The following is a 21,974-nucleotide window of genomic DNA, read 5'->3' on the forward strand; positions in this document are numbered from 1 at the left end:
CTCCTAAAATTTCAGCCAGACGGCCAGCAATCCGGCGGCGACGCCAAATCCGACGACGCAGACCGTGACCAGCGCGAGCGTCGCGGGCCGGAACGAGCGCGCGAGCATCGCCAGCGAGGGGGCGCTGATCGGCGGCAGGGTCATCAGCAAGGCGCCTGCGGGGCCGACCCCCATCCCAAGCGAAAGCATCGCCTGAATGATCGGCACTTCGCCTGCAGTCGGAATGACAAAGATCATTCCTGCGACCGCAAAGGCGACGATCCAGAACAGGCTGTTGTCGATCTCCGGTCCGATCTGCGGAAACAGAAAGGCGCGCGCGGCGCCGAGCAGCAGGATCAGCACGATATATTCAGGGACGAGCCGCAGCGTCATGCGCCACAGGATCTGCATCCAGCGCACAAAGGGGCCCGTGTCGGGCTCCGGCTCCTTGAAAGCGGCGATCTGCGCCTCGGCCGCCGCGATTTCCCGCGGACTCGCCATGCGGTTGGCGAGATAGCCGAGCCCGAACACCATGAGAACGCCAAGGAGGAGCCGGAGCCCGGTCCAGTTCCAGCCGAGCACGAAGCCCATGAAGACGAGCGCCGCCGGGTTCAAGACCGTATTGCCCAGCCAGAAGGCGATGGCGGCGCCAGGGGAGGCCTGCCGTTCGCGCAGGCCAACGACGACCGGCGCCGCGCAACAGGTGCACATCATGCCGGGAATCGACAACAGGCCGCCGGCGGCGACGCTGCCAAATCCCGTGCGGCCGAGCGCCTTGGCCACCCAATTTGCCGGGATGAGCGCCTGCACTGCCGAACCAAGAAGCAGCCCGAGAACCATCGCCTGCCAGATGGCTTTGCCGTAAGCGAAAGCGTAGCCGAGCGCTGAGTCGAGCGAAGGCGCCGGCGGACCGCTGGCCTTGCCCATCAGGATCGACTGGCCGATCGAATGGGTCTCCGCCGCGACAAAGGCCCTGTTGTAATAGGGGAACCATTTCACGTAAAAAAGTCCGGCGATGGCGATCAGCAGAAACGTCATCCATCCGAATACCGGATTAACCTCTTGCCGCGTGGTCATGTCTGCCTCGCCGTGCTTGGACGCGTTGGACTTGGGCAGCGTAACGCACAAGCCTTGGTTTTGTCGACGCCAGCGATGGCGCGCCTGACAGGATTGCGCCGGGCGGCGATATACTGCCGCTCAAGTTGTCATTTGTTCCCGCGTCGCCTGCCGCAGAAAGGTTCGCAATGTTAGATGCTCCCGTGCGCCTCACCGATCTCGCCCATGGCGGCGGCTGCGGCTGCAAACTGGCGCCCTCTGTTCTGCAACAGCTTCTCGCCAATCAGCCGCAGGCGGCGCCTTATGCCCAGCTTCTGGTCGGCACGGAAACCGGCGACGACGCCGCCGTCTGGCAGATCGACGAGGAGTGCTGCGTCATCGCCACGACCGATTTTTTCATGCCTATGGTCGACGATCCGCGCGATTTCGGCCGCATCGCGGCGGCCAATGCGCTGTCGGATATCTATGCCATGGGCGGAACGCCGATCATGGCGCTGGCCATTCTCGGCATGCCGCTCGGAAAGCTGCCAATTGAAACCGTGCGCGCGATCCTTGCGGGCGGCGCCTCGATCTGCGCCGAGGCCTGCATTCCCGTCGCGGGGGGCCATTCGATCGACTCGCCGGAGCCGATCTACGGACTTGCGGTCGTCGGGCTTTGCGCCGTCAGCGATATCCGCCGCAATTCGGGCGCGCGCCCCGGCGACGCGCTGATCCTGACCAAGGGCCTTGGCGTCGGCGTCTATTCGGCGGCTTTCAAGAAGCAGGCGCTTGGCGCGGCCGCCTATGAAGAGATGATGGCCTCGACGACGCTGCTCAACCGCATCGGCCACAAGCTGGCGAAGGACGCCGACGTCCACGCCATGACGGATGTGACCGGCTTCGGCCTGCTTGGCCATGGCGTCGAGCTCGCGCGCGGCGGGAGCGTCGCGCTCGATATCGATTTCGCCCGCATCCCTTTCCTGAAGGACGCCCCGGCGCTGGCCGAGGGCGGATTCATCACCGGCGCCTCCGGACGCAACTGGGCGAGCTATGGCGAGGCCGTTGTGCTGCCGGCTGCAATGCCGGACTGGCGGCGCGCGCTGCTGACCGATCCGCAGACTTCCGGCGGGCTCCTCATCGCCTGCGCTCCGGAGCGGGCCGAAGCGATCCGTGGGACCATCGAGGCTGCGGGCTTTCCCCGCGCCACGATCATCGGCGCCGTCGCCGCAGGCGAGCCAGCCGTCCGGATCAGCTGACGCGCATCATTGTTTTGCGATTTCCTCGAGCTTGAGCCGCAAGCCCTGCGCGTTGAAGAACGCGCCCTCATTCAGGAGCGAGCGGTCCTTGGCGAGATGGCGCCCGAGCGCCGCCAGTCTCCGCGCGGCGGTCGCCTCGTCAACCAGTCCTGCCCGGTCAGCCTGAAAAAACGCCGCGCCGTTCCAGCGCGCGCCGGAAGCGGCGAACAGGCGAATCATATCCGGCCAGCGCGTCCTGTCGCCCATGACATGGAGATAGGACGAAGCGGCGAGATCGACCGAAGTCGCGCCAATTTCCACCAGCACGATCAGCATGGTGAAGGCGCCTGTGCGTCCGAAGACGCCGACGAGCCAGTCATCGAAATCAACGAGGCGAGGCGGCGCGCTCATGAGCCGTCTCGCGGCGGGGATTGGGAGTTTGGCGGAAGAGAATGGGAGTCGAACCCACCTGAAACAGTCTTTCTGCCCCACCCGGATTTGAAGTCCGGACGCCCCACCGGGAACGATTCTCCTCCCTCCGCGCCGCCCAATGATGGCCTGGGGGCGCCAAACAAGTCCAGCCGGCGCGGATCGAGCCGGCGAAGATCGCCCTTATGCACCGTGACGCCATGGCGATCGAAAAACTCGAGGATCTGGATCGCAACCTTGCGGCCATTGCCGAGCAGATCGCGAAATTGCGCCGCCGTGAAAGCGCTGTCCGGCTGGCGGCCCGCGAGCTCAGCGATGATGTCTGTCATTTCGTGGACGATGGGGCGCAAGAAGAAATGGTCGTGCGCGATCTCATCGGCCAGGCCCATCCGCCCGGCGAGCTTCAACAGGCGACGCACGTCGCCCTCCGGCCGTCCCGTCGCCGCGGCGATATCGCGCACCCTTGGCGGACGAAACCGCCCATCGTCGCCAAGCAACGGGGCAATGGCCTCCCACGCTGCTTCATCCTTCGGCGCGAATCGCGCCTCATGCTCGGCCAGCCGGACGAAGGAGCCGTCAAGCGCAATCGCCATCTCCCGCGCCGCCTTCTGCAGCGCCGCGAGGAAGGCGGGCGCAGTCAGGCGCGGCTGCAACAGCAGACGAAGCTTTTCCCGTCCGATTCCTTGAAGGTCCGGGTTTTCGATGTGAAAGGCGGCGAGCCGCTCCATGATGTTCGTCATGAAATCTCGCCACCTGGCGGCGGAAATGGCAAAGCGGGTCGCGCCGGCTGGCAGAACGACGAGGCTTAGCGTGTTTTCCAGTTCCTCCGTCTGCGCCGCGCTCAAGGCCCGGTCGCGTGCGAAGATCGCAAGGTCCACGGTAAACGGCGCCGTGTTCAAAAGAGCGGCGAAGGCCGAGCGCGGATCTTCAAGCGCAAGCGCTGCGCGCTGCGCTGCGCGCTCCGGCGTGCGCCGGCGTCGCAAAGGCGGACGCAGATCGATGAAGACGCCCCCGCCGATGGTGCGCTGCGCCGACACGTCGCGGATCACATAGCGGTCCTGCGCCGCGGCGGCGATCGGCGCGTCGAGCGCAAGCTGGACGTCAGCCGAGGCGCCCGGCCGGATCGGCTCGTCGCCGAGCAGAACAATGCGCGCGCCGACCTCGGCGGCGGCGTGGTGCAGCCGCACCGGAAACCATTGGCCGATCGGTTTGGCTTCATGAGCCAAAATCCGTAGCCGGGCGTCGATGCGGTCCGTCGGCGCATGCAACGCGGGATCGAGCACGATATTGCCGCGTTGAACCGTCTCTTTCGAGACGCCGGGGCCGGCGAGATTGAGCGCGCAGCGATCGCCCGCCCTGCCGCTCTCGGCCGGTCTGTTTTGTGCATGCAGCGATCGCACGCGCGCCGGGACGCCCGAAGGGCTGATCATGACATGGTCGCCGACATGCACCGATCCCGATAGAACGGCTCCAGTCACCACCACGCCAACGCCCTGCAGCGTAAAGGAACGGTCGACCGGCAGCCGGAAGCGGCCTTGCGCCGGTCGCGCGGTCTCCGCAATCGCTGTGGCGACAAGCCGGGCGCGCAGTTGGTCGATCCCCGCGCCGGTCAGCGTCGAGACCGCTGCGACATCGGCGCCCTCCAGCGCGGTTCCAGCGACCGCTCGCCGGATCTCGGCCTCCACTTCCGCGAGCCGACCCGGCCCCGTAAGATCAGCCTTGGTGATGACGATAAGGCCGCGCGCAATGCCGAGCAGATCGATGATGGCGAGATGCTCCAGCGTCTGCGGTTTGATCCCATCGTCCGCGGCGACGGCGAGAAGAACGAAATCGATCCCGCTCGCGCCGGCCAGCATCGTGTGCACGAAGCGCTCATGGCCCGGAACATCGACGAAGCCGAGCGTTTGTCCACCCTCGACCGGCAGATAGGCGAAGCCGAGATCGATGGTCATGCCGCGCGCTTTTTCCTGCGCGAGGCGATCGCCCTCGACCCCTGTCAGCGCTTTGACGAGGGCGGTCTTGCCATGATCGATATGGCCGGCGACGCCGATAATCATGCCGCCTCGAGCTTCTGCCGTGCGCGCTCTTCGGCTTCTGCGATCTGCTGCGGCGAGAGCGCCGCGCGGACCGCCCCGAGGAAAGGTGCGGCCAGTGCGCTTCCGCCGGCCTCTCCGCGCAGCAGCCAGACCAGCGCCTCCGTCTGATCGGCCGGCGCGCCGGCGCCCAGATGGAACGCCGCGCCCAGCATCGCCTGCGCATCGGCCTCGCCGAGCAAAGCGGCGCGCCGCCACCAGGCGACGGCGGCCGACGCGTCCCGCTCGACCCCGGTTGCGTTGTGGTAGAACATGCCCAGTCGGGCCATCGCTGCGGCGACGCCGTTTTCGGCGGCGGCGCGCGCGAGGCGCCGGGATTCGTCAAGATCGGCCGGGATCAACCGGCCCTCCAGCAACATCCAACTCAGCATGTCCTGCGCCGGCCCGTCGCCCTGTTCGGCGGCGACGCGGTAGAGTTCCGCCGCTCTCACGCCGTCGCCGTCAACGCCGCTTCCCTTGAAATAGGCGGTGGCGAGATTGCGCTGCCCGACCGGATCGCCAGCTTCTGCGGCGAGGGTCAGCCATTTCAGTGCAAGCGCCGCGTCGCGCGCGACCCCGAGCCCTTCGGAAAAACAGGCGCCGATATTGTTTTGCGCGCGCGCCACGCCGGCGTGGGCGAGTGGTCCCCATAGCGCCAGCGCGGCCGCGTAATCGCCGGCGTCGGCGGCCGCGCGCGCCCTGGCCATTACGGCGGCAACGTCTTCGCCCCGCCTCGTCAGGCGTTCAAGCCAGCGCATCGGCGTCAAGCGCGGAAAGAGCTGACAGAAATCCCGCTTCATCGGCGAGACAGCGCAGATCGAGCAACAGGCCGCCATCCTCGATGCGGCCGATTACGGGCCTTGCGAGCGCCCGCAAGGCGCCCGCCAGCCGCTCGAGCGAACGGCTTCCATTGGTGGGGCGGATGAACAGGCCCGCGCTTTCGATCGTATCGAGCGGCAGCGCGCCGGAACCGACCTGGCTGCGGCAAAGGCGCAGCGCGACCTGATAGGCCGGCTCGACCGCCGCCGTCGTGGCGGGCAGGAGACGGCGCGCCTGCGCCTCGATCTCGGCCAGCGGCCGGGCCAGCAGCCGCAGGGTCGGCAGCCGCTCCGCGAGCCGATCCGGATCGCGATAGAGTTTCAGCGTCGCCTCGATCGCCGCCAGCCGGATCTTGTCGACCCGGAGCGCGCGCTTCATCGGATTGCGGTTCACCGCCTCGATCAGCGCGCCGGCGCCGACGATGAAGCCCGCCTGCGGACCGCCGAGCAATTTGTCGCCGGAAAAGGTCACGAGCCCGGAGCCCTCCCGCACCGCTTCGCGCACGGTCGGCTCTTTTTGCAGCCCGTAACGCGACAGATCGATCAACGTGCCTGAACCGAGATCGTTCATCAGCGGCACATTCGCCTGTCCCGCCAAGGCGGCGAGCTCGGCCGCGCCGACCTCGGCGGTAAAGCCCTCGATGCGGTAGTTCGAGGTATGCACTTTCAGGATAACCCCGGTTTGCGCGCTCAGCGCCGCGCGGTAGTCCTTGAGATGCGTGCGATTCGTCGTGCCGACCTCCACAAGCTTGGCGCCGGCGCGCGCCATGATGTCCGGCATCCGGAAGGCGCCGCCGATCTCGATCAGTTCGCCGCGCGACACGATCGCCTCGCGGCCGGCGGCGAGCGTGTTGAGACAGAGCAGCACGGCCGCCGCATTGTTGTTGACCAGCGTCGCATCCTCCGCGCCGGTGAGCTCGCAGAGCAGGGCGCGGACATGATCGTCGCGCTCGCCGCGCTTGGCGGTTTCGAGGTCGAACTCAAGCGCGACGGGATCGCGCATCGCGGCGACGGCGCCCTCGATCGCCGCCTCGGCCAGCACTGCGCGGCCGAGATTGGTGTGCAGCACCGTGCCGGTGAGGTTGAAGACAGGGCGCATGCTAGACCGCGCCTCCCCTTCCAGCGCGGCTTCCGCCGCGCGCGCCAGCCCGGCGGCGTCGGGCGCGCGGGAGGCGCCGCCGACGATGGCCGCGCGCACATCCGCCAGCGCGGCGCGGACGGCGTCGGTCGAGGCGGCGCGGCCAAAACGCTCCAGCATCGCAAGCGCTGCGGGCGCCTTCAAAACGGCATCGACGGAGGGGAGATCGCGCAGGCGGCCGGAGCTGGATCCTTCCATCAGAGCCTCGCTCGCCAAAACCATCTGCGCCAAAACGTGAAACACGGGCCGCGCATAGATCGCCGCCGGCGCCGCGTCCCGGCGAATTTACGTCGGCTCGAACGGACCGGCAAGGCCAGCCGGCTTAAATCACGGCGGGCCGCATGGCGTGTGATGCCGGCTGGCCCGCTCAGCGCCACATGCCCCGCATACGGGAGCCGAGATCGTATCGTTGGTTCTGGGTAAGCGTTTTCGCCGCGGTTGCGCGAGCGATTTTTGGCCAGCTTGTCTTTTCGAAAAGGCCAAGCAAACCGGCCGGGATGAAGCGCGTGCGCGAGGCGTAAACGTGCCGGTCGCCTTGCGCGGCCTGGCCGTGCGTAAAGAAGCGCTGTGGCACGACGAGGTGAAGGTCATCCTTGGCGCGCGTCATTGCGACGTAAAGCAGGCGACGCTCCTCCTCAAGCTCGGCCGTCGTGCCGGCGCCGAGGTCGGAGGGTATGCAACCGTCGACGACATTGAGAACAAACACGGACGCCCACTCCTGGCCCTTCGCCGAATGGATCGTCGACAGAGTCAGATAATCCTCATCGAGCAAAGGCGCGCCAGCGTGGTCGCTGGTTGCGTCAGGCGGATCGAGCGTCAGTTCGGTAAGGAAACGTTCGCGTGACGCATATCCGCCTGCGATCTGCTCCAGCTGGATCAAATCGGCGAGCCGGGCCGCCGCATCTTCGTGCATACGATCAAGATGCGGCTCGTACCAAAGACGGGCTTGCTCGATCTCGGATGGCCAACCGGGTCGCCCGGATCCAAGTTCAGCGACGATCTCGACAAAATTGCGCCAATCCTCGCCGGCGCGACGGGGGGCGGGGGCGTCGGCCAAGGCGCGGATCGGATCAGCAGCTTGAGCCATAAAGTCGAGGGCGCGCTGCGCCGACGCGGGGCCGACGCCCGGCATCAACAGCATCAAGCGAAATCCGGCGACGCGGTCACGCGGATTTTCGACGAAGCGCAGCAGCGCCAACATGTCTTTGATGTGAGCGGCGTCGAGAAACTTGAGCCCGCCAAACTTTACAAAGGGGACGTTGCTACGGGTGAGTTCGACCTCGAGCGAGCCGCTGTGATGCGAGGCGCGAAATAACACCGCCTGTTGCTTCAGCGTCAAACCGCCTTCGCGATTTTCAAGGACGCGCTCGACAATGTAGCGGGCCTGGTCGGTCTCGTCGCGGACGCCCACCAATTGCGGCGGCGCCGCCGCTTTTCTCTCTGTCCACAGATTCTTGGTGAAGCGCTCGCTGGCCAGATCGATCACGGCGTTGGCGGCCGCCAGAATGGCCGGCGTCGAGCGGTAGTTTCGATCGAGCGTGATGATCTCGGCCGGAGGGCTGAACGTTTGCGGGAACTCCAGAATATTGCGGACTGTGGCGGCGCGGAAGGAATAGATCGATTGCGCATCGTCGCCGACCACCGTCAGCCCACGGCCGCCCGGTTTCAGCGCCTTGAGGATCGAGGCCTGGAGTCGGTTCGTATCCTGATATTCGTCGACGAGCACATGATCGAAGCGGGCGCCGATATCATCGGCGAGGGCGGGTTCGCCAACGGCTTGGGCCCAGTAGAGCAGGAGATCGTCGTAATCGAGCACATTCTGCCGCTGCTTTGCCTCAACATAGGCGGCAAAGAGCTGCTTCAGCTCGGTCGCCCATTCGGAGCACCAGGGGAACGACGCGCCGAGGACCGGTTCGATCGCCAGCTCGGCGTTCACGCAGCGGGAATAGATGGAAAGACATGTTCCCTTGGTCGGAAATCGGCTTTCCGTTTTAGAAAACCCGAGGTCATGTCGAACCAGATTCATCAAATCGGCAGAGTCTTCGCGGTCATGAATCGTGAAGGCCGGATCGAGCCCGATCTGATCGGCATAGTCGCGCAGCAGCCGGGCGCCGATGGCGTGGAAGGTTCCCGACCAGTGCAGCGCTTGCGTCATGGCGCCGGCGCGATCCCCCATCGCCCTGCTGGCGATCGTCTCGACGCGCCGCGTCATCTCCGCAGCGGCGCGGCGCGAGAACGTCATCAGCAGGATCCGGTTCGGATGGGCGCCGTTGACGATGAGATGCGCCACGCGATGGGCGAGCGTATTGGTCTTGCCGGAGCCGGCGCCGGCAATGACGAGGAGCGGCGCGGCCGGGGTCGCGTCGTTTTCAGTAACGCCGTGCTCTACCGCCCGTCGCTGTTCGGGATTGAGGGTTTCCAGATAGGGGGTTGCTGACACGTTGCGAATCATTCGAGAGGACCGTTAGCACGATCGTTGATTCCCGTTTTGTTCGCAACGCCGCCGGTAAAGATATCGAGCAATCCTGCATGTTTGGTTTTGGCCGCGGCTTCTCGCGTTCCTCGCGTCATTGAGAGCGCGCTATGGCGCGCGCCATCCTGTCGCTTCAGACAGGATGGCCGAAGTCCGCGGACGCATCCCCCGGAAGGACCTTTTGCCTGCGCTCTTGGCGCAAGGCGTCAATGGGAAAGCGCGCGAAAGCCAAGACCGAGGGCGACAATCGCCGCGCCCCTCAGGACGAGGTTGATTCCGATGAACAGACCGATCGCCCATAGGCCGGTGATGGGCCAGCCGGAAAGGAGAATCGCGCCGAGCGCAACGCTCACGACGCCGTCCAGAATAGGCAGCCATTCGCCACGGATGTGGGAAAACAGCGCAAAACCGATGCTGAAAATGCCTTCGATCAAGAAATAAAACGCGATGACCAGCGTAATCGCTTCTGCGCTGATCGCCGGCCGGCTCACAAGGATGAGCCCGATGATCCCAAGCAGAATAGCCCACAGCACATGAACGAAAAACGCGGTCCAATAGCCGGTGAGCGAAAATGCAACGATGAGAACGGCCGTGGCGGCTGCCAGGAGGATCGCGCCAAGAAACATGACGTAAACCAGCGTCGCGGTCCTGGCCCGCCAGATCGCCAAGGCGCCAAGAAGGGCAAGTCCCAGCCCAAGCGCTACGAGCCAGCCCCAGTTGACGGCGAGGTCGCCAGGCGCCTCGGCGACGAAGATGTCGAATTGTTTTTCCATAGTTTCCCCCGCCTCAGCCGCCATTCTTGGCCGATTTCGGCCAGCGGCGGCTTGGCTGGCGGAGAGTGCTGCCTTTGAAGGGTTTTGGCAATGTCACAGGATATTGCCGCCAGGGGCATCGGCAAGGACGAGCCGACGCCGTGTTCCTCCCGAAGTGGGAGGAAGGAAACGCTGACGGAGCGGGGCGCGCAAAAGCCGCGAGATGTCGCACCGGCGCTTTCGATTGTTAAACCAAGCGCGACCGGGCGCCTGCGCGGAGGAGCAGAAACTTTCGCATGTGGCGGCGATGCAGCAACGTCTCGACGCGTCCTACAGGGAGCGCGATGCGGCGAAACCAATCTGGATCCGAGCGATGTGCGCCCTTCGGACACTAGCGCAATCGCGAATCTGGATCTGCTGGCGGCGGCGCCGGCGATCTTGCGACAGCAGCCGCGCCAATCGTAGAGGCAGCACGCATCCCGTTGATGAAGGCGGGGTTGCGTTGTCAAGATACAGGCTTCTTGACAGAGCCTGAAGCATGCAACGCGGTAGCATCGGCGCGCATCAGTTATCGCCGGAAGCTTTGCCTTTGTTGTGGTCGCCTGACGGCTTTTCGCCGTTCCGCGGCGTCGGCGAGGGCATTCCGTCCTGGCCTGCGGCGCCTCCACGCTCCTTCGAGCCTTCTGTCATCGTGTTGCCGCCGGCTCCGGCGTCGTTCCGGCTTTGGCCGGTCGGGTTGGTATTGGAAGCCGTTGCGGGCGCAGACAGAGCAAGAACGATGGCTGAAAATCCGATAGCGAGCCTCATCGATTCCTCCATGGCGAATAGCGTCTCTAACGGCCCGCGACCTGAAAAGGTTCGCAACGGTCGCAATAATCCTGTGCTGTTGCGCCATCGCGGCGATCGGGCGGCGGGATGCGCTTCGATCTAGCGCCCGACGTTGCGTTTATTTTTAGTCGATATACATTGACCGATGGTCGTCTGCTCCCTTGTAAAACGGGATTCGCTGACGTGAGCCATGATCTGCTCGAGCAAATCGAAGGCTGCTGGGCTGATGGCGGATTAGAAGAGCTGATGGGGCTCGTCTGCCGCGGCTATAATCTGTATTCCGTCTTATATATTTGCCCGTCATTCGTTGGATTTAACCTTTCCGCTCCGTTTATGGTTCAGCCGCGATGCCGAGGTTGGACCGACCGGCAAAAAATCCAGTCGCTCCTGGCGACGGATCCAATGGTTCGGGCGATGTCGCGCACGGTGTTGCCTATGGACTGGGCCACGCTTCGGCGGAAAAGCGCGCGCCAAACAGGCATTCACTTCCTGCCGGGGGAGAATGGCGCCCCGCGGCAAGGCCTGACGATTCCCGTGCGCGGTCCCTCGAACAGCGTTTGGGGGCTTTTCATCGCCACATCGAACGAAAGCGAAATTTGCTGGGCGGCGCGTCGCCATGAGTTGACGATAGAACTCGCTCATGTCGCGCATTACGTCCACAAGCGCGCATGCGACATACATGGCGAGGGGCAAACAATCGATCTCAGCACGATCACGCGCCGCGAGATCGAGGCGCTCTCTCTTGTGGCGGAAGGCAAAAAGCCCGGAGAGATCGCAAAGCTCATGCGAATTTCAAACGACACGGTCAAGGCTCATCTGGACTCCGCCCGCGACAAGCTACATGCGCTCAATCGCGTTCATGCGGCCGCAAAGGCGTTGCGAGCCGGCCTCATTTCATGAAAGGCGGGCCTGGCGTGGCAGAAGACGTTTCCTTTCTCTGTGCTCGAGTTGGGCGTCCCTGTGTGGCGTAAGGGAATGGATAAATTTCAATATTCAACACTTACTAGTATTCATGAACTGCGTAGCTTTTCGTTACTGGACTTTTAAAAAAAATGGCTCATCATCTACCCACTTTAGCATGTATCGATTTGCTGACGTGGTTCCGGGCGAGCTTTAATGCCGCGGCTGTTGCTTGGCGCGGCGTGATTTGACGCAAAACGAGAGCATCAGGCGTTCGTTGTGAGCGTCTGGTGTTCCCAATCATTATGTCCCCGGCATGGATGGCGCACTTCAATCGAAGCGACGGCTACGCGCTTTGAAGACGCTGTTGATTGCCACAATCCGTTCTTTGTGGACGCCAGACTACATTGACGCATCGCAAGCGAGATAGATCGAAACTGCTTTGTCTGAAAGCATCGTGATGGCGGCGACGTCAGTGCGCGGGACCTGTCCCTGTTGCGCCAAGAAGCGTCGAAACCTTGCCGCTTAGAACGATGAAATCACTGGGCGGTTGAGCCAGGGCGCCCTCGAAGGGATAATCAAGCAGGCGGGCGACGATCAGGATGCTGGCGATGCCGGCCGAGAAACAGGCGGCGACGGCGACGGCCGTCGACGCATATTGGATGGCTGAAAACGATACGGAGAAAGCCAGCACGAGCGCCAGCCCGATCAACACGCACCACAGCGCGATAGGAACGCCGCTTGCTCCTTCGTAGATGCGGATCCCGCGCTGCGTGTGGGCCTGGGTCAGAAGCGAAAGGATTGCATTCTTCGTGTCGTGTTGATCGGGATCCGCCGTACGGACATTTAATGCCGTCCTGATCAGCATCTGCATTTTCAGATCGGCGCCTGTGTCTTCGGCGCGCGTCTTTGCAATTATCGGGTATTCTTCGGAGACAACAGCTTGCAGGTAATTTTGCTCCGCGGACAATACGGCGGAGGCGTCGGCGGCGGGGAGGGTGGCGGCCAGCAGCGCTGCTCCGTGCAGCGCGCCGGCTTCCAGATTGGCGGCCTGCGCGGCGTCGTTATATTCGTTCCAGGTCCCGCTAAATACGAAGGCGAGAAGTACGGCGAATACAACCCCAAGCTGTAAAAAGACGACCGAACCGACTTCGTGGTGCTGACGGCGAATGTCAAAGGCGATCCATCGCTGGATGATGATGGTCGTCAATGCCGCCGATAGGGCTGCGGCCAAAACGATCGAAATGGCTAAGGCGTAACTCATCGGGCCGATCTCTCCGCGGGCTTGGGGCAATCCGGGATTAGGTCAGCTCGATGCCGATAACAAGTCCGGTCAACGCGGCTGCGGCCAGGACGATGGCGTAAAAGGCTGCGACCGCCAAGCGCCACGCCCAACCCCTTCCGCGCCCGCCCAGGATAGGCGCGCCCTTGAGGGCGGGGTGGATTACCTCGAAAGAATAAGAGAGGCCCTTGGCTTCGGCCTTGATGTCGGCCGCGGCTCGTCCGGCGCTCACCCCGGCAAGCCAGCCATCCGTCTGTCGCGCGTCGCCAGCCAACCGTCGGCGAGCGCCGACCATGACGGCGTCCGCCTCTTCCACTGATCGAAATGCAAACATCACGGGCGTCGCGACGCCCGCCAATGGCGCGCCCGCGAGGGATTCCGCGCGGCTGATCATGACGGCGCCATCGGAACGCATCATGACGAGGATTTTGGCGGGCAAGCGGGGAGGAGGCGCGCTTAATCCGAAAATGCGCGCGCGGGACCTGGAGCCAAATTTGCCTGGGGCGGGGCGCCGGCATTGCGTGATCACGGCGCCGGGCGCTCCCTTGATGGCTGACGATTCCGGCAGCCCAGCTTGAGACCAGCGGGAACGACTGTCGGATTTTATCAATCCTTCACTCGTAACAGCGGCAGCGTCAAGGAAAGGTGTGATAACGCACGCAGATAAACGGCCGGCCTTGGCGTCAGCATGCCGAGGGGGCCAGCCGTCTCGCGCATCATGCGATTATTTAGAGACGCACAACCAGCGCTCCGCCGCGGCCGTCCCGCGCAGCTGCCCGGGCTTTTGCCTTGTCGTTCACCGCGCGCCGAAGCGTCATTGGAGCGCCATCAAGGGCGCACGCGCGCCTTGCTCAGGGGATCAGGATGCTGTGATCGTAATCGACGAGGCCGCGGCTTGTGACGACGATCCAGCCGCCGCCGCGCCGCTCGATCGATTTGACCGTCCCCGCGCCTGGAATCTGGTCGCCGATGGCGACCTCCATCGAGCCGCGCGCATTTTCGATTAGCGCGACGCCGTCATAGACCTGCCGGACGACCCAACTCGTGATGAGCTGCGGCCGCTTGCTGGCGTCGGCGGCCGGCTGACTTTTGGGCGGCGCATTCTTCTGCTCCTGGGTCGCCGCCTTGACGATTGGCGCAATCGATCCCGTCGGCAGGGCGGTCTGTTTTTCGATGCGGTCGAGACGTTCGGCAACCTGCTTCAGCGCCGGATCGCGCTGCAGCCTGTCGACTTTCGCGGCGAGTTCGGAAAGGGCGCCGGCGGAGTCTGTCTTGATCGAGTCGACCTTCGCCTTCAGGGCGTCAACGCTTTTTTCGAGGCCATGCTGATCTTTGCCGGCCTGGGACTGCGCGACGGAGACGCGCAAGGCCTCGACATTGGCTCTAAGGGCGCCGATCTCCGTAACCATGGCCTGCGTCTTGCGCAGCATCTCGGCGCGATCCGCACTCTCGCGCACGGCGATCTGCGACGCCGTCCGGTCGGACCCCGCGCCCGGATTGCCGCCGAAGAAATAAGTTCCCGCGGCAAAAGCAAAACCAAGCACCGCAAGCACGAAGGCCGCGCTGGAGCCGTAATTGATGAAGGTGGCGAGCCTGCCCGATGGCGGTTCGGGCGGCAGTTCGCGGTCGTCCCGCGTGGCGAAAAACCGCGTGAGATCGGAAGCTCCGGCGTCCGGCGCGCGAAGACCGCCGTCCTCCTGCCCGCCGAGCGCCGAATGTTCGGAGTCCTCTCCGGCGCCGTCCGCCCGAATTTCACCGTCGAGGCCCTCATTGAGATCATGCCGGGCGCCGTCTGCCGGAACGATATCTCTGGAAGTTGCCTCAGACGCGCCGGGCTCAAGGCCATGCGAATGTCCCTCGAGGCCGTCGCCCGGCGGCGGAACGTCTGGTTCGTGGTCCATTGGCTTCGTCCCTAAAGGCTCGTCAATTCCCGATCGACGATTGGACCTCTACCCTTAAATCTGCGTTAAGAATTGGGCGGACTGGATCGATTTTGCGTGATAAGCAGGCGCGAAAAGGGTCGGTTTTCCCTCCCAATGCGTTGCTTTCTGCCAAGGAGTAGGATCATCCTCAATTTGAGTTGAACGGATGATCCAGTCAATTACGGCTTGCGCAAACCTGCGATCGTCCGGGCTGATCAACAAGGGCGACGAGGATGAAAACGATTTTTATGACCGCTCTGCTGACCGCGCTCATCGGAGGCGCGGCGCTGGCCCAGATCGCTCCGGAGCTGTCGGAGCCAAGGCCGGGACAACTCCTCGACAAGGACTATCTGACCTCGACCGGCGAGGTCGTTCCACGGCCGGGCGTGCCGCAGGCTTCGGGTCCGACCAAGCTCGACAAATCCATGCAGCGTCGCGACAATAATATCGACAAGAGCATCTGCAGCAATTGCAACTGAGCAGGGGCTCTTGCATCCGGTCTCAGACGCGTTTCGATCGTGAAATTCGGTCATTTCGGCAAAGGCAGAGGCATGCGCGTCGACGGCAAGCCATACACCACAATTTGGGCTGGCGACGACGGCGCAAGCATCAAGATCATCGATCAGACGCGCTTGCCGCACCGGTTCGAGATCATAACGATTTCGGACGTCGACACGGCCGCGCGAGCTATCGCGGAGATGTGGGTGCGCGGCGCGCCGCTGATCGGGGTCACGGCCGCCTATGGCCTCGCCCTGGCCATGCGCGCAGACCCGGCGGATGCCAATCTGGAGCGCGCCTCCGCGCATCTTAAGGCGATGCGGCCGACCGCCGTCAATCTGCAATGGGCCGTCGACAGGGTGCGGCGGCTGCTTGAAGCGGCGCCGCCGCCGCAGCGCTTCAAGACGGCCTTTGCCGAGGCCGGCGTCATCGCGCGCGACGATATCGCGCTATGCGAGGCGATCGGCATGCATGGGCTTTCCCTCATCAAAACCCTCGTCGCTGGCAAGCCGCCCGGCGCGCCGGTCAATATTCTGACGCATTGCAATGCGGGCTGGCTCGCCACCGTGGATTGGGGCACGGCCACGGCCCCGGTCTACAAGGCCCATGACGCCGGGCTAGCCGTCCACGTCTATGTCGACGAAACGCGGCCCCGCAATCAGGGCGCGGCGCTCACCGCGTTCGAACTCGGCCAGCATGGCGTCCCGCATACGGTGATCGCTGATAATGCCGGGGGCCATCTGATGCAGCATGGCGGGATCGACGCCGTGATCGTCGGAACCGACCGTACGACCGCCTCTGGCGACGTCTGCAACAAGATCGGCACCTATTTGAAAGCGCTGGCGGCCAAGGATAACGGCGTTCCATTCTATGTCGCGGCGCCGTCCCCCTCGATCGATTTTTCGATCGCCGACGGGGTTCGCGAGGTCCCGATCGAGATCCGGTCGGAAGCCGAGGTGACGCATATTTCCGGATTGACGGCTGATGGCGAAGTCACGCGCGTGCGCCTGACGCCAGAGGGCAGCCGCGCCCTTAATCCCGCCTTTGACGTCACGCCCGCGCGGCTTGTCACTGGGCTCATCACGGAGCGCGGGGTGATCGAGGCGAACGCATCGGCGCTCGCCGCGGCCTTCCGCGAGGGTATTGCCGGCTAGGCCAGGCCAACCCGCTTCTCCCGCCGCCACCAGAGGATGGCGAAGCCAAGACCCGCAAGCGCGATCACGACGAGCGCGAGGAACAGCGCCGACTGATCGAGCCAGGCGATCGCCGGGACGCAAAGCGCCATGACGACGCCATTGGCGCACATCCGCCACGAGCCGATATGAACGCCGGCGATAAAGGCGCCAAGAGCGAGAAGCAGCAGGATGGTGAGGCTTGTCGTGTCGGTGTCGGCGATCGCCTGAACGCTCGGCAACAGCACGAGATTCATGGCGACGAGGAAAGCGCCCCAATGCAGCGCCTGCGTCCAGATCAGCCGCCACCGGCCTGCCCCCTCGCCGGCTGAAGACCAGCCCGAGGCGATGCAGACCACGGCGATCACGAGCGCCATGAATTCCCAATAGCCGACCAACGACTGGCGCGACATGCTGATATAGGCGACGCCGCCCAGCGTCAGCGCCAAAATCAGCAAATAGGGCAGTTCGCGCAGCCAGAAACCCTTGAGGCTCGAGGGCTCCAGACGGTCTGTATCGTCGTCAAACTCAGTCATTTCGCCCGCTCATTTTGGCCGCTGTCGATGAGGTTGCGTCCATGACGCCGTTCAAAGCCGATCAGTCGGCCCCGGCCTGTTTTGGCGTGGCGGATGCGTCGCGCCGGGCGCTTTGGTGCCAGGAATAGACGACGCCAAGGCCGAGCAAAGCGACGATCAGGCCTAGTACCACGGCGATCGCCGATTGCTGGAGCCAGGCGATGCCCGGCACGGCGAGGGCCATGACGACCCCGATAAAGCAGATCTGCCAGGATAGAATGTTGATGCCGGCGGTGACCGTGCCGAGACCGAGCAGCAGCAGCACCGTGAGGCCCGTGGCTTCCGGATTGAGCAGCCTTTGCACGCCGGGCAGCAAGGCGAGGTTCATGGCGACGAGAAACGACAGCCAATGCAGGCCTTGCGTGATGACGAGGCGCATCCTTGCCTTGCGGCCGGGCGTTTCGGCCCAGCCCGTCGCGATGACGGCGACGCAGACGACAAGCGCCATGAACTCCCAGTAGCCGACGAGATTGCGCCGCGACACGCTCGTATAGGCGACGCCAAGAAGCATGAGCCCGAGCACGACGACATAGGGGAGCTCCCGCATCCAGAAGCTGTCTTTGGGCGAGGGCGCGACCCGCTCGACGATGGGGCCGCTCGCGTCTAGTTCGCTCATGATCGATCCATAGCAGGACACATCGCCTGACGGCGCAGTCGAACGTCCGATTCTGCACAATCACGCCGCCGCATTGATATCGCGAAACCGGACGAAAGCCTAGCCGAGGCGGTCCTTGAGGCCATGGAACTTTGCTGGAAGGGGAAAGTTGGCCCTTTCGTTCCGGTGTTCACGCCCGCGTCGCTGCAAAGAGGGAGCGTCGGCGCAAGCAGGGATATCCCACGCGTGAAAGGAGTTAGTCGTGATTAAAATCGCTCTCGTTGCTTTTCTGCCGACGGCGGCCGTCCTTTTTGGATTGATGTCGATCGGCCTCGCGTTTTCGCCAGCGCTCTTGCACCATTTCGACCTGGCGTTCGGGTCCTATATGGCCGTTGCGGCGGCGAGTTTCCTTTTGGCTCTGCCGACTTCATGGCTGGTGGCGCGGCGCATGATGGTGCGACGGGACAAGCTGGTTCTCGGCGCTCGCGAGGGGAAACTGGTTTGAGCGGGCGCACAAAGCCGCAACGGGCCGGATTCTCCCTTCGGGCCGGCCTCTTTCACCGCAGGCCGAGATAATCCATCTTGCCGAGTTCGACGCCATTGTGGCGCAGGATCAGATAGGCCGCCGTCACGTGGAAGAAGAAATTCGGCAAAGCGAAATTCAAAAGGAAGTCTTGGGCGGTGAAGGTCATTTCGCCGTCGCGCAATTTCAGCGTCACAATGCGGTCTTCGCCGCCTTCGATCTGGGCGTTTGAGATTGTTTTAAGAAAAGCGAGCGACTTCGCCAGTCGCTCCTGCAACTCAGCAAAGGTCGTCTCAACATCCGGGTTGCTCGGAAAGTCGACGCCGGCCAGCCGCGCCGCCCCGCGCACGGCCGTATCCGCTGCAAGTTGCACCTGGCTCGAAAAGGGCAGCATGTCTGGCGCTAGCCGGTCGGCGATCAGGACGGAGGGCTGGAACTTTCGCGCGGCGGCGTGGGCCTCCGCCTTCTCCAGAATTTTCGACAGATTGCCGAGCGCGCGGGCGAAGACGGGGATGGAGGCTTGATACATCGATAGGGACATGGCGCGTCTCTGGTTTGAAAGCATCGGTCCTGGCCTTCCGCGTCGCGCCGCCGCGCGGCGGCTCAACGCGGAAATTCTGCGCCTTATTGGCAGACATAACGATTGCCGTCATAGGCGAGATAGGTGCCGCTCCCAGGATCGAAGGATTGATATTTTCGCGCGCAATAGGCGACCCAGTTCGGGTCTGCGCCGGGAGGCGGCGGCGGCGCGGCGTTGGCTGCCGATCCGGCGATGATCGCGCCCGTCGCAAGGCCCAGAATGCCGCCGGCAATAGCGGCTCCGGCGACGTTGCCGCCATTGTTATAATAGCCGTTGCCGTAATAACGGCCGCCCCGATAATAGCCGCCATTGCGGTAATTCCCGCGATAGCCGCCATAGCGTTGATATTGCGTCTTTTGGATCAGCGGCTGTTCAAGCGCGCCTTTCATGTCGCCGCCGATCGGACCGAGAGCGGCCGCCGGCGTGGAGGCAGTCGCCGCCGCAACTGCGAAGGCGGCGAATAGCATAGGTGGGAATGACCGCATTAATATCCTCTTGGCTGATGAGTGGGGGCGAAAGCCGGCGAAATCAGGGGGCGAACGGCGCCGTGGCGCCGGCGTCAAGGCCGCGGACGTCAAAAGTCGCGCCACCGAGGGTTTTGGTGATGACGCGTCCGGCCGATGGGGGCCTCCAAAAGACAGCCGCGAAAAAATGCAGCTTGAAGGCCGTCAATGGGAGCCGATGAGGGTCGGATCTGGAGCTTGCAGGATTTTTCCTGGGATATCGTCGATGAAATCGCCCTTTTATCGGACGCTATCGAAATTCCACGGGCCGCTCAAGAGATTTAACATTGGCCGCATTTGGCGTCCGACGGTTGCGCAGGCTCGCAAAGGCGGTCCCGCAGGACGGCGCGCCTCCTCCCCCGAGGCGCAAATTAGAATCCAGCGCCGATGTTCCGTCCCGCGGAGCCTGTAGCTTGGCGATAATTCCGGACGATCGAGGCGACGTCATTTTCGCGTGTCGGACTGACCATCGTCCCATTTCGGCAGGACGAGCGCGGGCGGAGCAACCAGCTACCATCCTCTATTGCGCTGCAGCAAGGGCCTATCAGACACGCCGTTGCCTTCCGGCCATTCCGCTATCCTGTCAAACTCATGCATGTCTTTACGACTGTTGCGAAACGCTACAGCGCTACAACACTCCTGGCGCGCGCACCGATACAAACAATAGCAAATGCAACATACCAATTTGATATAACACGAGTTTCCAGTCTGGCCTAAGCATTGCAGTGATATCTCGCGGAGATAATGGCGCGAAACAATGCGCCAGCACGCGGGAGGGGTGATTATGCGCCAGGGGTCGCACAACGGCCGCATTCGATATGCGGCCAGAACGTTGCTCGGCTGCTGCATCGGCGCCGGGCTTCTGGCCGGCGCCCAGGCGCGCGCGGACACAACCGACGATCTTATCGAGCAGCTCAAAGCCAAGGGCATTCTCAGCGGCGGCGAATATCACAAATTGAAGCAGCGTCGCGCTGCGGAGGCAAAGGACGTCCGCGTGAAGCGTGAGGCAAAAGGCCTCGCGCCGGCGCCCGCCGGCGGTCCTGCCGACCCTCATTTCGTTACAGCGCTCGACAAGGGCTTCGGCGTGCGAATCGGCGATGTTGACGTCAAGCTCTCCGGAGGCATCGACTTTTTCGCCGTCGAGCAGTTCAAGGGGCAGGTGACGGGTTCGGCCACGACCGGCGGCGTCGTCGGCGGCCTTGTCAACATCGACACCAGCACGGTCAATAATTCCAATTCAACGCGTGGCGGCATGCTCGGCAGTTCGCTGGTGCTCAGCCTCGCCACAAATCAGATGGGTTACGATCTCGGCGCGACGTTCGGATTTTATAGCGTCGGGACCAACGTCAACACCGGAGCATCGCCCTTCAACGCCAACAGCTTTGGCGTGGCCTACGGGCTGGGCACAGCGTCGATCGACCTGCGGCAGGTATTCGGGACCATTGGAACCCCGGAGGCAGGCACGGTCAAGATTGGACGCGATCTCGCCTTCTTCGGGGGCGACATTATTTTGTATGATGCGATGCTGCTTGGCGTCGGACTTCCGTTCCGCAACGCCTCTCCTGGATTTACCTCCGGGCATATCGGCAGCGGCTATGTGTACGCGGACTGGCTTCCGCAGATCAGCTACACCTCTCCAAGCTTTTACGGATTCGACGCTTCGGTCGGCCTGTTCACCCCGCTTAGTCAGGCCGCCGTATTTACGGGGACGGATTCCGGCAATCTCAGCGGTCACGACCAGCCGATGTTGCAAGGCCGCGTCCGTTACAAGGGCGATGTCGCGCCGTCAGTCAAGCTGACGGCCTGGGTTTCAGGCCTGACCGAGCAGCAGCGCTCCGAAGGGCTGGCCGCCGGAGACGCCCTCCCGGCGGGCCAGAGAATTCGCGCCTCGGCAGTGGACGGCGGCGCGAAACTCGACGTCGGCGACGCGAGCTTTGTCGGCTACGGCTATTACGGCAACGGGCTCGGCACCAGCGTGTTGTTTTTCGATGGCATCAGCCCGAACGGCCAAACCCGCGAATCCTACGGCTGGCTGGGTCAAGCAAGCTACACTTTTTTCGACAAGCTGACGCTTGGCGCAAATTACGGCATCAGCTATCTCCAGTCGAACAGCTACGACAACGTTCAGAACTACAACGCTTTTATGCTGCGCTCCTATGAGTCCTACGTGGCCTTTGCGCGCTATCAGCTAACGTCCTGGGTCATGCTCGAAGCGAACTTTTTCCGCGGCATAGCTAAGAACCAGTCGGGAGGCGCGTTCAGTTCGAACGCGCTTGCAGTCGGAACGCTGTTCTCCTTCTAACATAGTCAACGCCCGGAAGACGCAGACTCTCCTCGGCCCTCCTTGACGCCGGATCATCCGACATCCGGCGTTCTTTTTTCCACAAACGAAAGCAATGCTGAAGGCGACGAGCGCGTCACGAAATGGAGCAGGGAGTTTGTGTCGCGAAACTGTTTCGTCTTGCAACAGAGGACAATCGAAGATTGAAAGCGTAGCCTGAGAGTATACGTAACACATTGATAATATGCGAGTTATGGTCTGGCATGCAGGTTGCTAAAAAGCATTGTGGATGGGGCGAAGCAATCGCGCCGCCACGGCTTGCGATGAAACCTTGAACCATCGCGCAGCAGCAGGCGGCCAACAGCGGCTCAACCAGCTCAAACG

The 21,974-nt window shown here is 63.4% G+C and carries 20 protein-coding genes, 1 tRNA gene and 1 pseudogene; 6 read left to right on the forward strand and 16 right to left on the reverse strand.

Annotated features, from left to right (window positions below; translation table 11 throughout):
• Positions 1-3: 3 nt before the first annotated feature.
• Positions 4-1,056, reverse strand: a complete 1,053-nt coding sequence (locus tag CR492_RS00945; RefSeq protein WP_180982383.1) for a permease — start codon at positions 1,054-1,056, stop codon at positions 4-6.
• A gap of 167 nt (positions 1,057-1,223) precedes the next feature.
• Between CR492_RS00945 and selD the strand changes: the two genes are divergently transcribed.
• A complete protein-coding gene (selD, locus tag CR492_RS00950; RefSeq protein WP_102841840.1) occupies positions 1,224-2,270 on the forward strand; it encodes a selenide, water dikinase SelD in 1,047 nt (348 codons plus the stop codon).
• 6 nt (positions 2,271-2,276) lie between these two features.
• On the opposite strand, the gene CR492_RS00955 is transcribed toward selD, so the two are convergent.
• From CR492_RS00955 to CR492_RS00985, 8 genes and pseudogenes are all read right to left on the reverse strand, one after another.
• Positions 2,277-2,660: a hypothetical protein gene (locus CR492_RS00955; RefSeq protein WP_102841841.1), complete on the reverse strand. Its 384-nt coding sequence runs from the start codon at positions 2,658-2,660 to the stop codon at positions 2,277-2,279.
• Between the two features lie 29 nt (positions 2,661-2,689).
• Positions 2,690-2,785 (reverse strand) — tRNA-Sec (locus tag CR492_RS20650).
• A 114-nt stretch (positions 2,786-2,899) separates the two neighbouring features.
• Positions 2,900-4,735: pseudogene (gene selB / locus CR492_RS00960) on the reverse strand (selenocysteine-specific translation elongation factor); the annotation flags it as partial.
• Positions 4,732-5,508, reverse strand: a complete 777-nt coding sequence (locus CR492_RS00965; RefSeq protein WP_102842314.1) for a tetratricopeptide repeat protein — start codon at positions 5,506-5,508, stop codon at positions 4,732-4,734. The gene CR492_RS00965 and the pseudogene selB, both read right to left, overlap by 4 nt.
• Complete coding sequence (selA, locus tag CR492_RS00970; RefSeq protein ID WP_102842313.1) at positions 5,495-6,904, reverse strand: L-seryl-tRNA(Sec) selenium transferase; 1,410 nt, start codon at positions 6,902-6,904, stop codon at positions 5,495-5,497. The genes CR492_RS00965 and selA overlap by 14 nt, the downstream gene beginning before the upstream one ends.
• 169 nt (positions 6,905-7,073) lie before the next feature.
• The gene (locus CR492_RS00975) at positions 7,074-9,158 is read right to left on the reverse strand and encodes an ATP-dependent helicase (RefSeq protein WP_102841843.1); all 2,085 of its coding nucleotides are present in this window, start codon (positions 9,156-9,158) and stop codon (positions 7,074-7,076) included.
• A 227-nt stretch (positions 9,159-9,385) separates the two neighbouring features.
• A complete protein-coding gene (locus CR492_RS00980) occupies positions 9,386-9,952 on the reverse strand; it encodes an HdeD family acid-resistance protein (protein ID WP_102841844.1) in 567 nt (188 codons plus the stop codon).
• 543 nt (positions 9,953-10,495) lie between these two features.
• Complete coding sequence (locus CR492_RS00985; protein ID WP_102842315.1) at positions 10,496-10,738, reverse strand: hypothetical protein; 243 nt, start codon at positions 10,736-10,738, stop codon at positions 10,496-10,498.
• A gap of 267 nt (positions 10,739-11,005) precedes the next feature.
• Here CR492_RS00985 and CR492_RS00990 point away from each other — a divergent pair, with 267 nt between their 5' ends.
• Positions 11,006-11,659 (forward strand): helix-turn-helix transcriptional regulator, encoded by a 654-nt coding sequence (locus CR492_RS00990; protein ID WP_245411942.1) that lies wholly within the window; start codon positions 11,006-11,008, stop codon positions 11,657-11,659.
• 472 nt (positions 11,660-12,131) lie between these two features.
• Here CR492_RS00990 and CR492_RS00995 read toward each other — a convergent pair whose 3' ends face one another.
• From CR492_RS00995 to CR492_RS01005, 3 genes are all read right to left on the reverse strand, one after another.
• A complete protein-coding gene (locus CR492_RS00995; protein ID WP_102841845.1) occupies positions 12,132-12,923 on the reverse strand; it encodes a DUF4239 domain-containing protein in 792 nt (263 codons plus the stop codon).
• Positions 12,924-12,960: 37 nt separating this feature from the next.
• Positions 12,961-13,335 (reverse strand): hypothetical protein, encoded by a 375-nt coding sequence (locus CR492_RS01000; protein ID WP_146030129.1) that lies wholly within the window; start codon positions 13,333-13,335, stop codon positions 12,961-12,963.
• Between the two features lie 457 nt (positions 13,336-13,792).
• A complete protein-coding gene (locus tag CR492_RS01005; RefSeq protein ID WP_102841847.1) occupies positions 13,793-14,842 on the reverse strand; it encodes a hypothetical protein in 1,050 nt (349 codons plus the stop codon).
• A gap of 254 nt (positions 14,843-15,096) precedes the next feature.
• On the opposite strand from CR492_RS01005, the gene CR492_RS01010 reads away from it, so the two are divergent.
• Positions 15,097-15,342 (forward strand): hypothetical protein, encoded by a 246-nt coding sequence (locus CR492_RS01010; protein ID WP_102841848.1) that lies wholly within the window; start codon positions 15,097-15,099, stop codon positions 15,340-15,342.
• A 72-nt stretch (positions 15,343-15,414) separates the two neighbouring features.
• Positions 15,415-16,515 (forward strand): S-methyl-5-thioribose-1-phosphate isomerase, encoded by a 1,101-nt coding sequence (gene mtnA, locus CR492_RS01015; protein WP_102841849.1) that lies wholly within the window; start codon positions 15,415-15,417, stop codon positions 16,513-16,515.
• Here mtnA and CR492_RS01020 read toward each other — a convergent pair.
• Together CR492_RS01020 and CR492_RS01025 are read right to left on the reverse strand one after the other, a co-directional pair.
• The gene (locus CR492_RS01020; protein WP_102841850.1) at positions 16,512-17,069 is read right to left on the reverse strand and encodes a hypothetical protein; all 558 of its coding nucleotides are present in this window, start codon (positions 17,067-17,069) and stop codon (positions 16,512-16,514) included. The two genes, mtnA and CR492_RS01020, sit on opposite strands and share 4 nt — an antisense overlap.
• Positions 17,070-17,130: 61 nt before the next feature.
• Positions 17,131-17,724: a hypothetical protein gene (locus tag CR492_RS01025; protein WP_102841851.1), complete on the reverse strand. Its 594-nt coding sequence runs from the start codon at positions 17,722-17,724 to the stop codon at positions 17,131-17,133.
• Positions 17,725-17,965: 241 nt separating this feature from the next.
• Between CR492_RS01025 and CR492_RS01030 the strand changes: the two genes are divergently transcribed.
• Positions 17,966-18,208: a hypothetical protein gene (locus CR492_RS01030; protein ID WP_102841852.1), complete on the forward strand. Its 243-nt coding sequence runs from the start codon at positions 17,966-17,968 to the stop codon at positions 18,206-18,208.
• 52 nt (positions 18,209-18,260) lie between these two features.
• On the opposite strand, the gene CR492_RS01035 is transcribed toward CR492_RS01030, so the two are convergent.
• Both CR492_RS01035 and CR492_RS01040 read right to left on the reverse strand, forming a co-directional pair.
• Complete coding sequence (locus tag CR492_RS01035; protein WP_102842317.1) at positions 18,261-18,767, reverse strand: DUF1993 domain-containing protein; 507 nt, start codon at positions 18,765-18,767, stop codon at positions 18,261-18,263.
• 83 nt (positions 18,768-18,850) lie between these two features.
• Positions 18,851-19,291, reverse strand: coding sequence for a BA14K family protein (locus tag CR492_RS01040; RefSeq protein ID WP_102841853.1), 441 nt, complete (start codon positions 19,289-19,291; stop codon positions 18,851-18,853).
• An 802-nt stretch (positions 19,292-20,093) separates the two neighbouring features.
• On the opposite strand from CR492_RS01040, the gene CR492_RS01045 reads away from it, so the two are divergent.
• Positions 20,094-21,611 (forward strand): porin, encoded by a 1,518-nt coding sequence (locus tag CR492_RS01045; protein ID WP_245411917.1) that lies wholly within the window; start codon positions 20,094-20,096, stop codon positions 21,609-21,611.
• Positions 21,612-21,974 lie beyond the last annotated feature (363 nt).

Origin of the sequence: Methylocella silvestris (assembly GCF_002891535.1) — a bacterium.
Taxonomy (GTDB): domain Bacteria; phylum Pseudomonadota; class Alphaproteobacteria; order Rhizobiales; family Beijerinckiaceae; genus Methylocapsa; species Methylocapsa silvestris_A.

Excerpts from the sequence above, each read along its gene's own strand:
- CR492_RS00945 (WP_180982383.1), bottom strand. The coding sequence starts at position 1,056 with ATGACCACGCGGCAAGAGGTTAATCCGGTATTCGGATGGATGACGTTT.
- selD (WP_102841840.1), top strand. The coding sequence starts at position 1,224 with ATGTTAGATGCTCCCGTGCGCCTCACCGATCTCGCCCATGGCGGCGGC.
- CR492_RS00955 (WP_102841841.1), bottom strand. The coding sequence starts at position 2,660 with ATGAGCGCGCCGCCTCGCCTCGTTGATTTCGATGACTGGCTCGTCGGC.
- CR492_RS00965 (WP_102842314.1), bottom strand. The coding sequence starts at position 5,508 with ATGCGCTGGCTTGAACGCCTGACGAGGCGGGGCGAAGACGTTGCCGCC.
- selA (WP_102842313.1), bottom strand. The coding sequence starts at position 6,904 with ATGGAAGGATCCAGCTCCGGCCGCCTGCGCGATCTCCCCTCCGTCGAT.
- CR492_RS00975 (WP_102841843.1), bottom strand. The coding sequence starts at position 9,158 with ATGATTCGCAACGTGTCAGCAACCCCCTATCTGGAAACCCTCAATCCC.
- CR492_RS00980 (WP_102841844.1), bottom strand. The coding sequence starts at position 9,952 with ATGGAAAAACAATTCGACATCTTCGTCGCCGAGGCGCCTGGCGACCTC.
- CR492_RS00985 (WP_102842315.1), bottom strand. The coding sequence starts at position 10,738 with ATGAGGCTCGCTATCGGATTTTCAGCCATCGTTCTTGCTCTGTCTGCG.
- CR492_RS00990 (WP_245411942.1), top strand. The coding sequence starts at position 11,006 with ATGGGGCTCGTCTGCCGCGGCTATAATCTGTATTCCGTCTTATATATT.
- CR492_RS00995 (WP_102841845.1), bottom strand. The coding sequence starts at position 12,923 with ATGAGTTACGCCTTAGCCATTTCGATCGTTTTGGCCGCAGCCCTATCG.
- CR492_RS01000 (WP_146030129.1), bottom strand. The coding sequence starts at position 13,335 with ATGATCAGCCGCGCGGAATCCCTCGCGGGCGCGCCATTGGCGGGCGTC.
- CR492_RS01005 (WP_102841847.1), bottom strand. The coding sequence starts at position 14,842 with ATGGACCACGAACCAGACGTTCCGCCGCCGGGCGACGGCCTCGAGGGA.
- CR492_RS01010 (WP_102841848.1), top strand. The coding sequence starts at position 15,097 with ATGAAAACGATTTTTATGACCGCTCTGCTGACCGCGCTCATCGGAGGC.
- mtnA (WP_102841849.1), top strand. The coding sequence starts at position 15,415 with ATGCGCGTCGACGGCAAGCCATACACCACAATTTGGGCTGGCGACGAC.
- CR492_RS01020 (WP_102841850.1), bottom strand. The coding sequence starts at position 17,069 with ATGACTGAGTTTGACGACGATACAGACCGTCTGGAGCCCTCGAGCCTC.
- CR492_RS01025 (WP_102841851.1), bottom strand. The coding sequence starts at position 17,724 with ATGAGCGAACTAGACGCGAGCGGCCCCATCGTCGAGCGGGTCGCGCCC.
- CR492_RS01035 (WP_102842317.1), bottom strand. The coding sequence starts at position 18,767 with ATGTCCCTATCGATGTATCAAGCCTCCATCCCCGTCTTCGCCCGCGCG.
- CR492_RS01040 (WP_102841853.1), bottom strand. The coding sequence starts at position 19,291 with ATGCGGTCATTCCCACCTATGCTATTCGCCGCCTTCGCAGTTGCGGCG.
- CR492_RS01045 (WP_245411917.1), top strand. The coding sequence starts at position 20,094 with ATGCGCCAGGGGTCGCACAACGGCCGCATTCGATATGCGGCCAGAACG.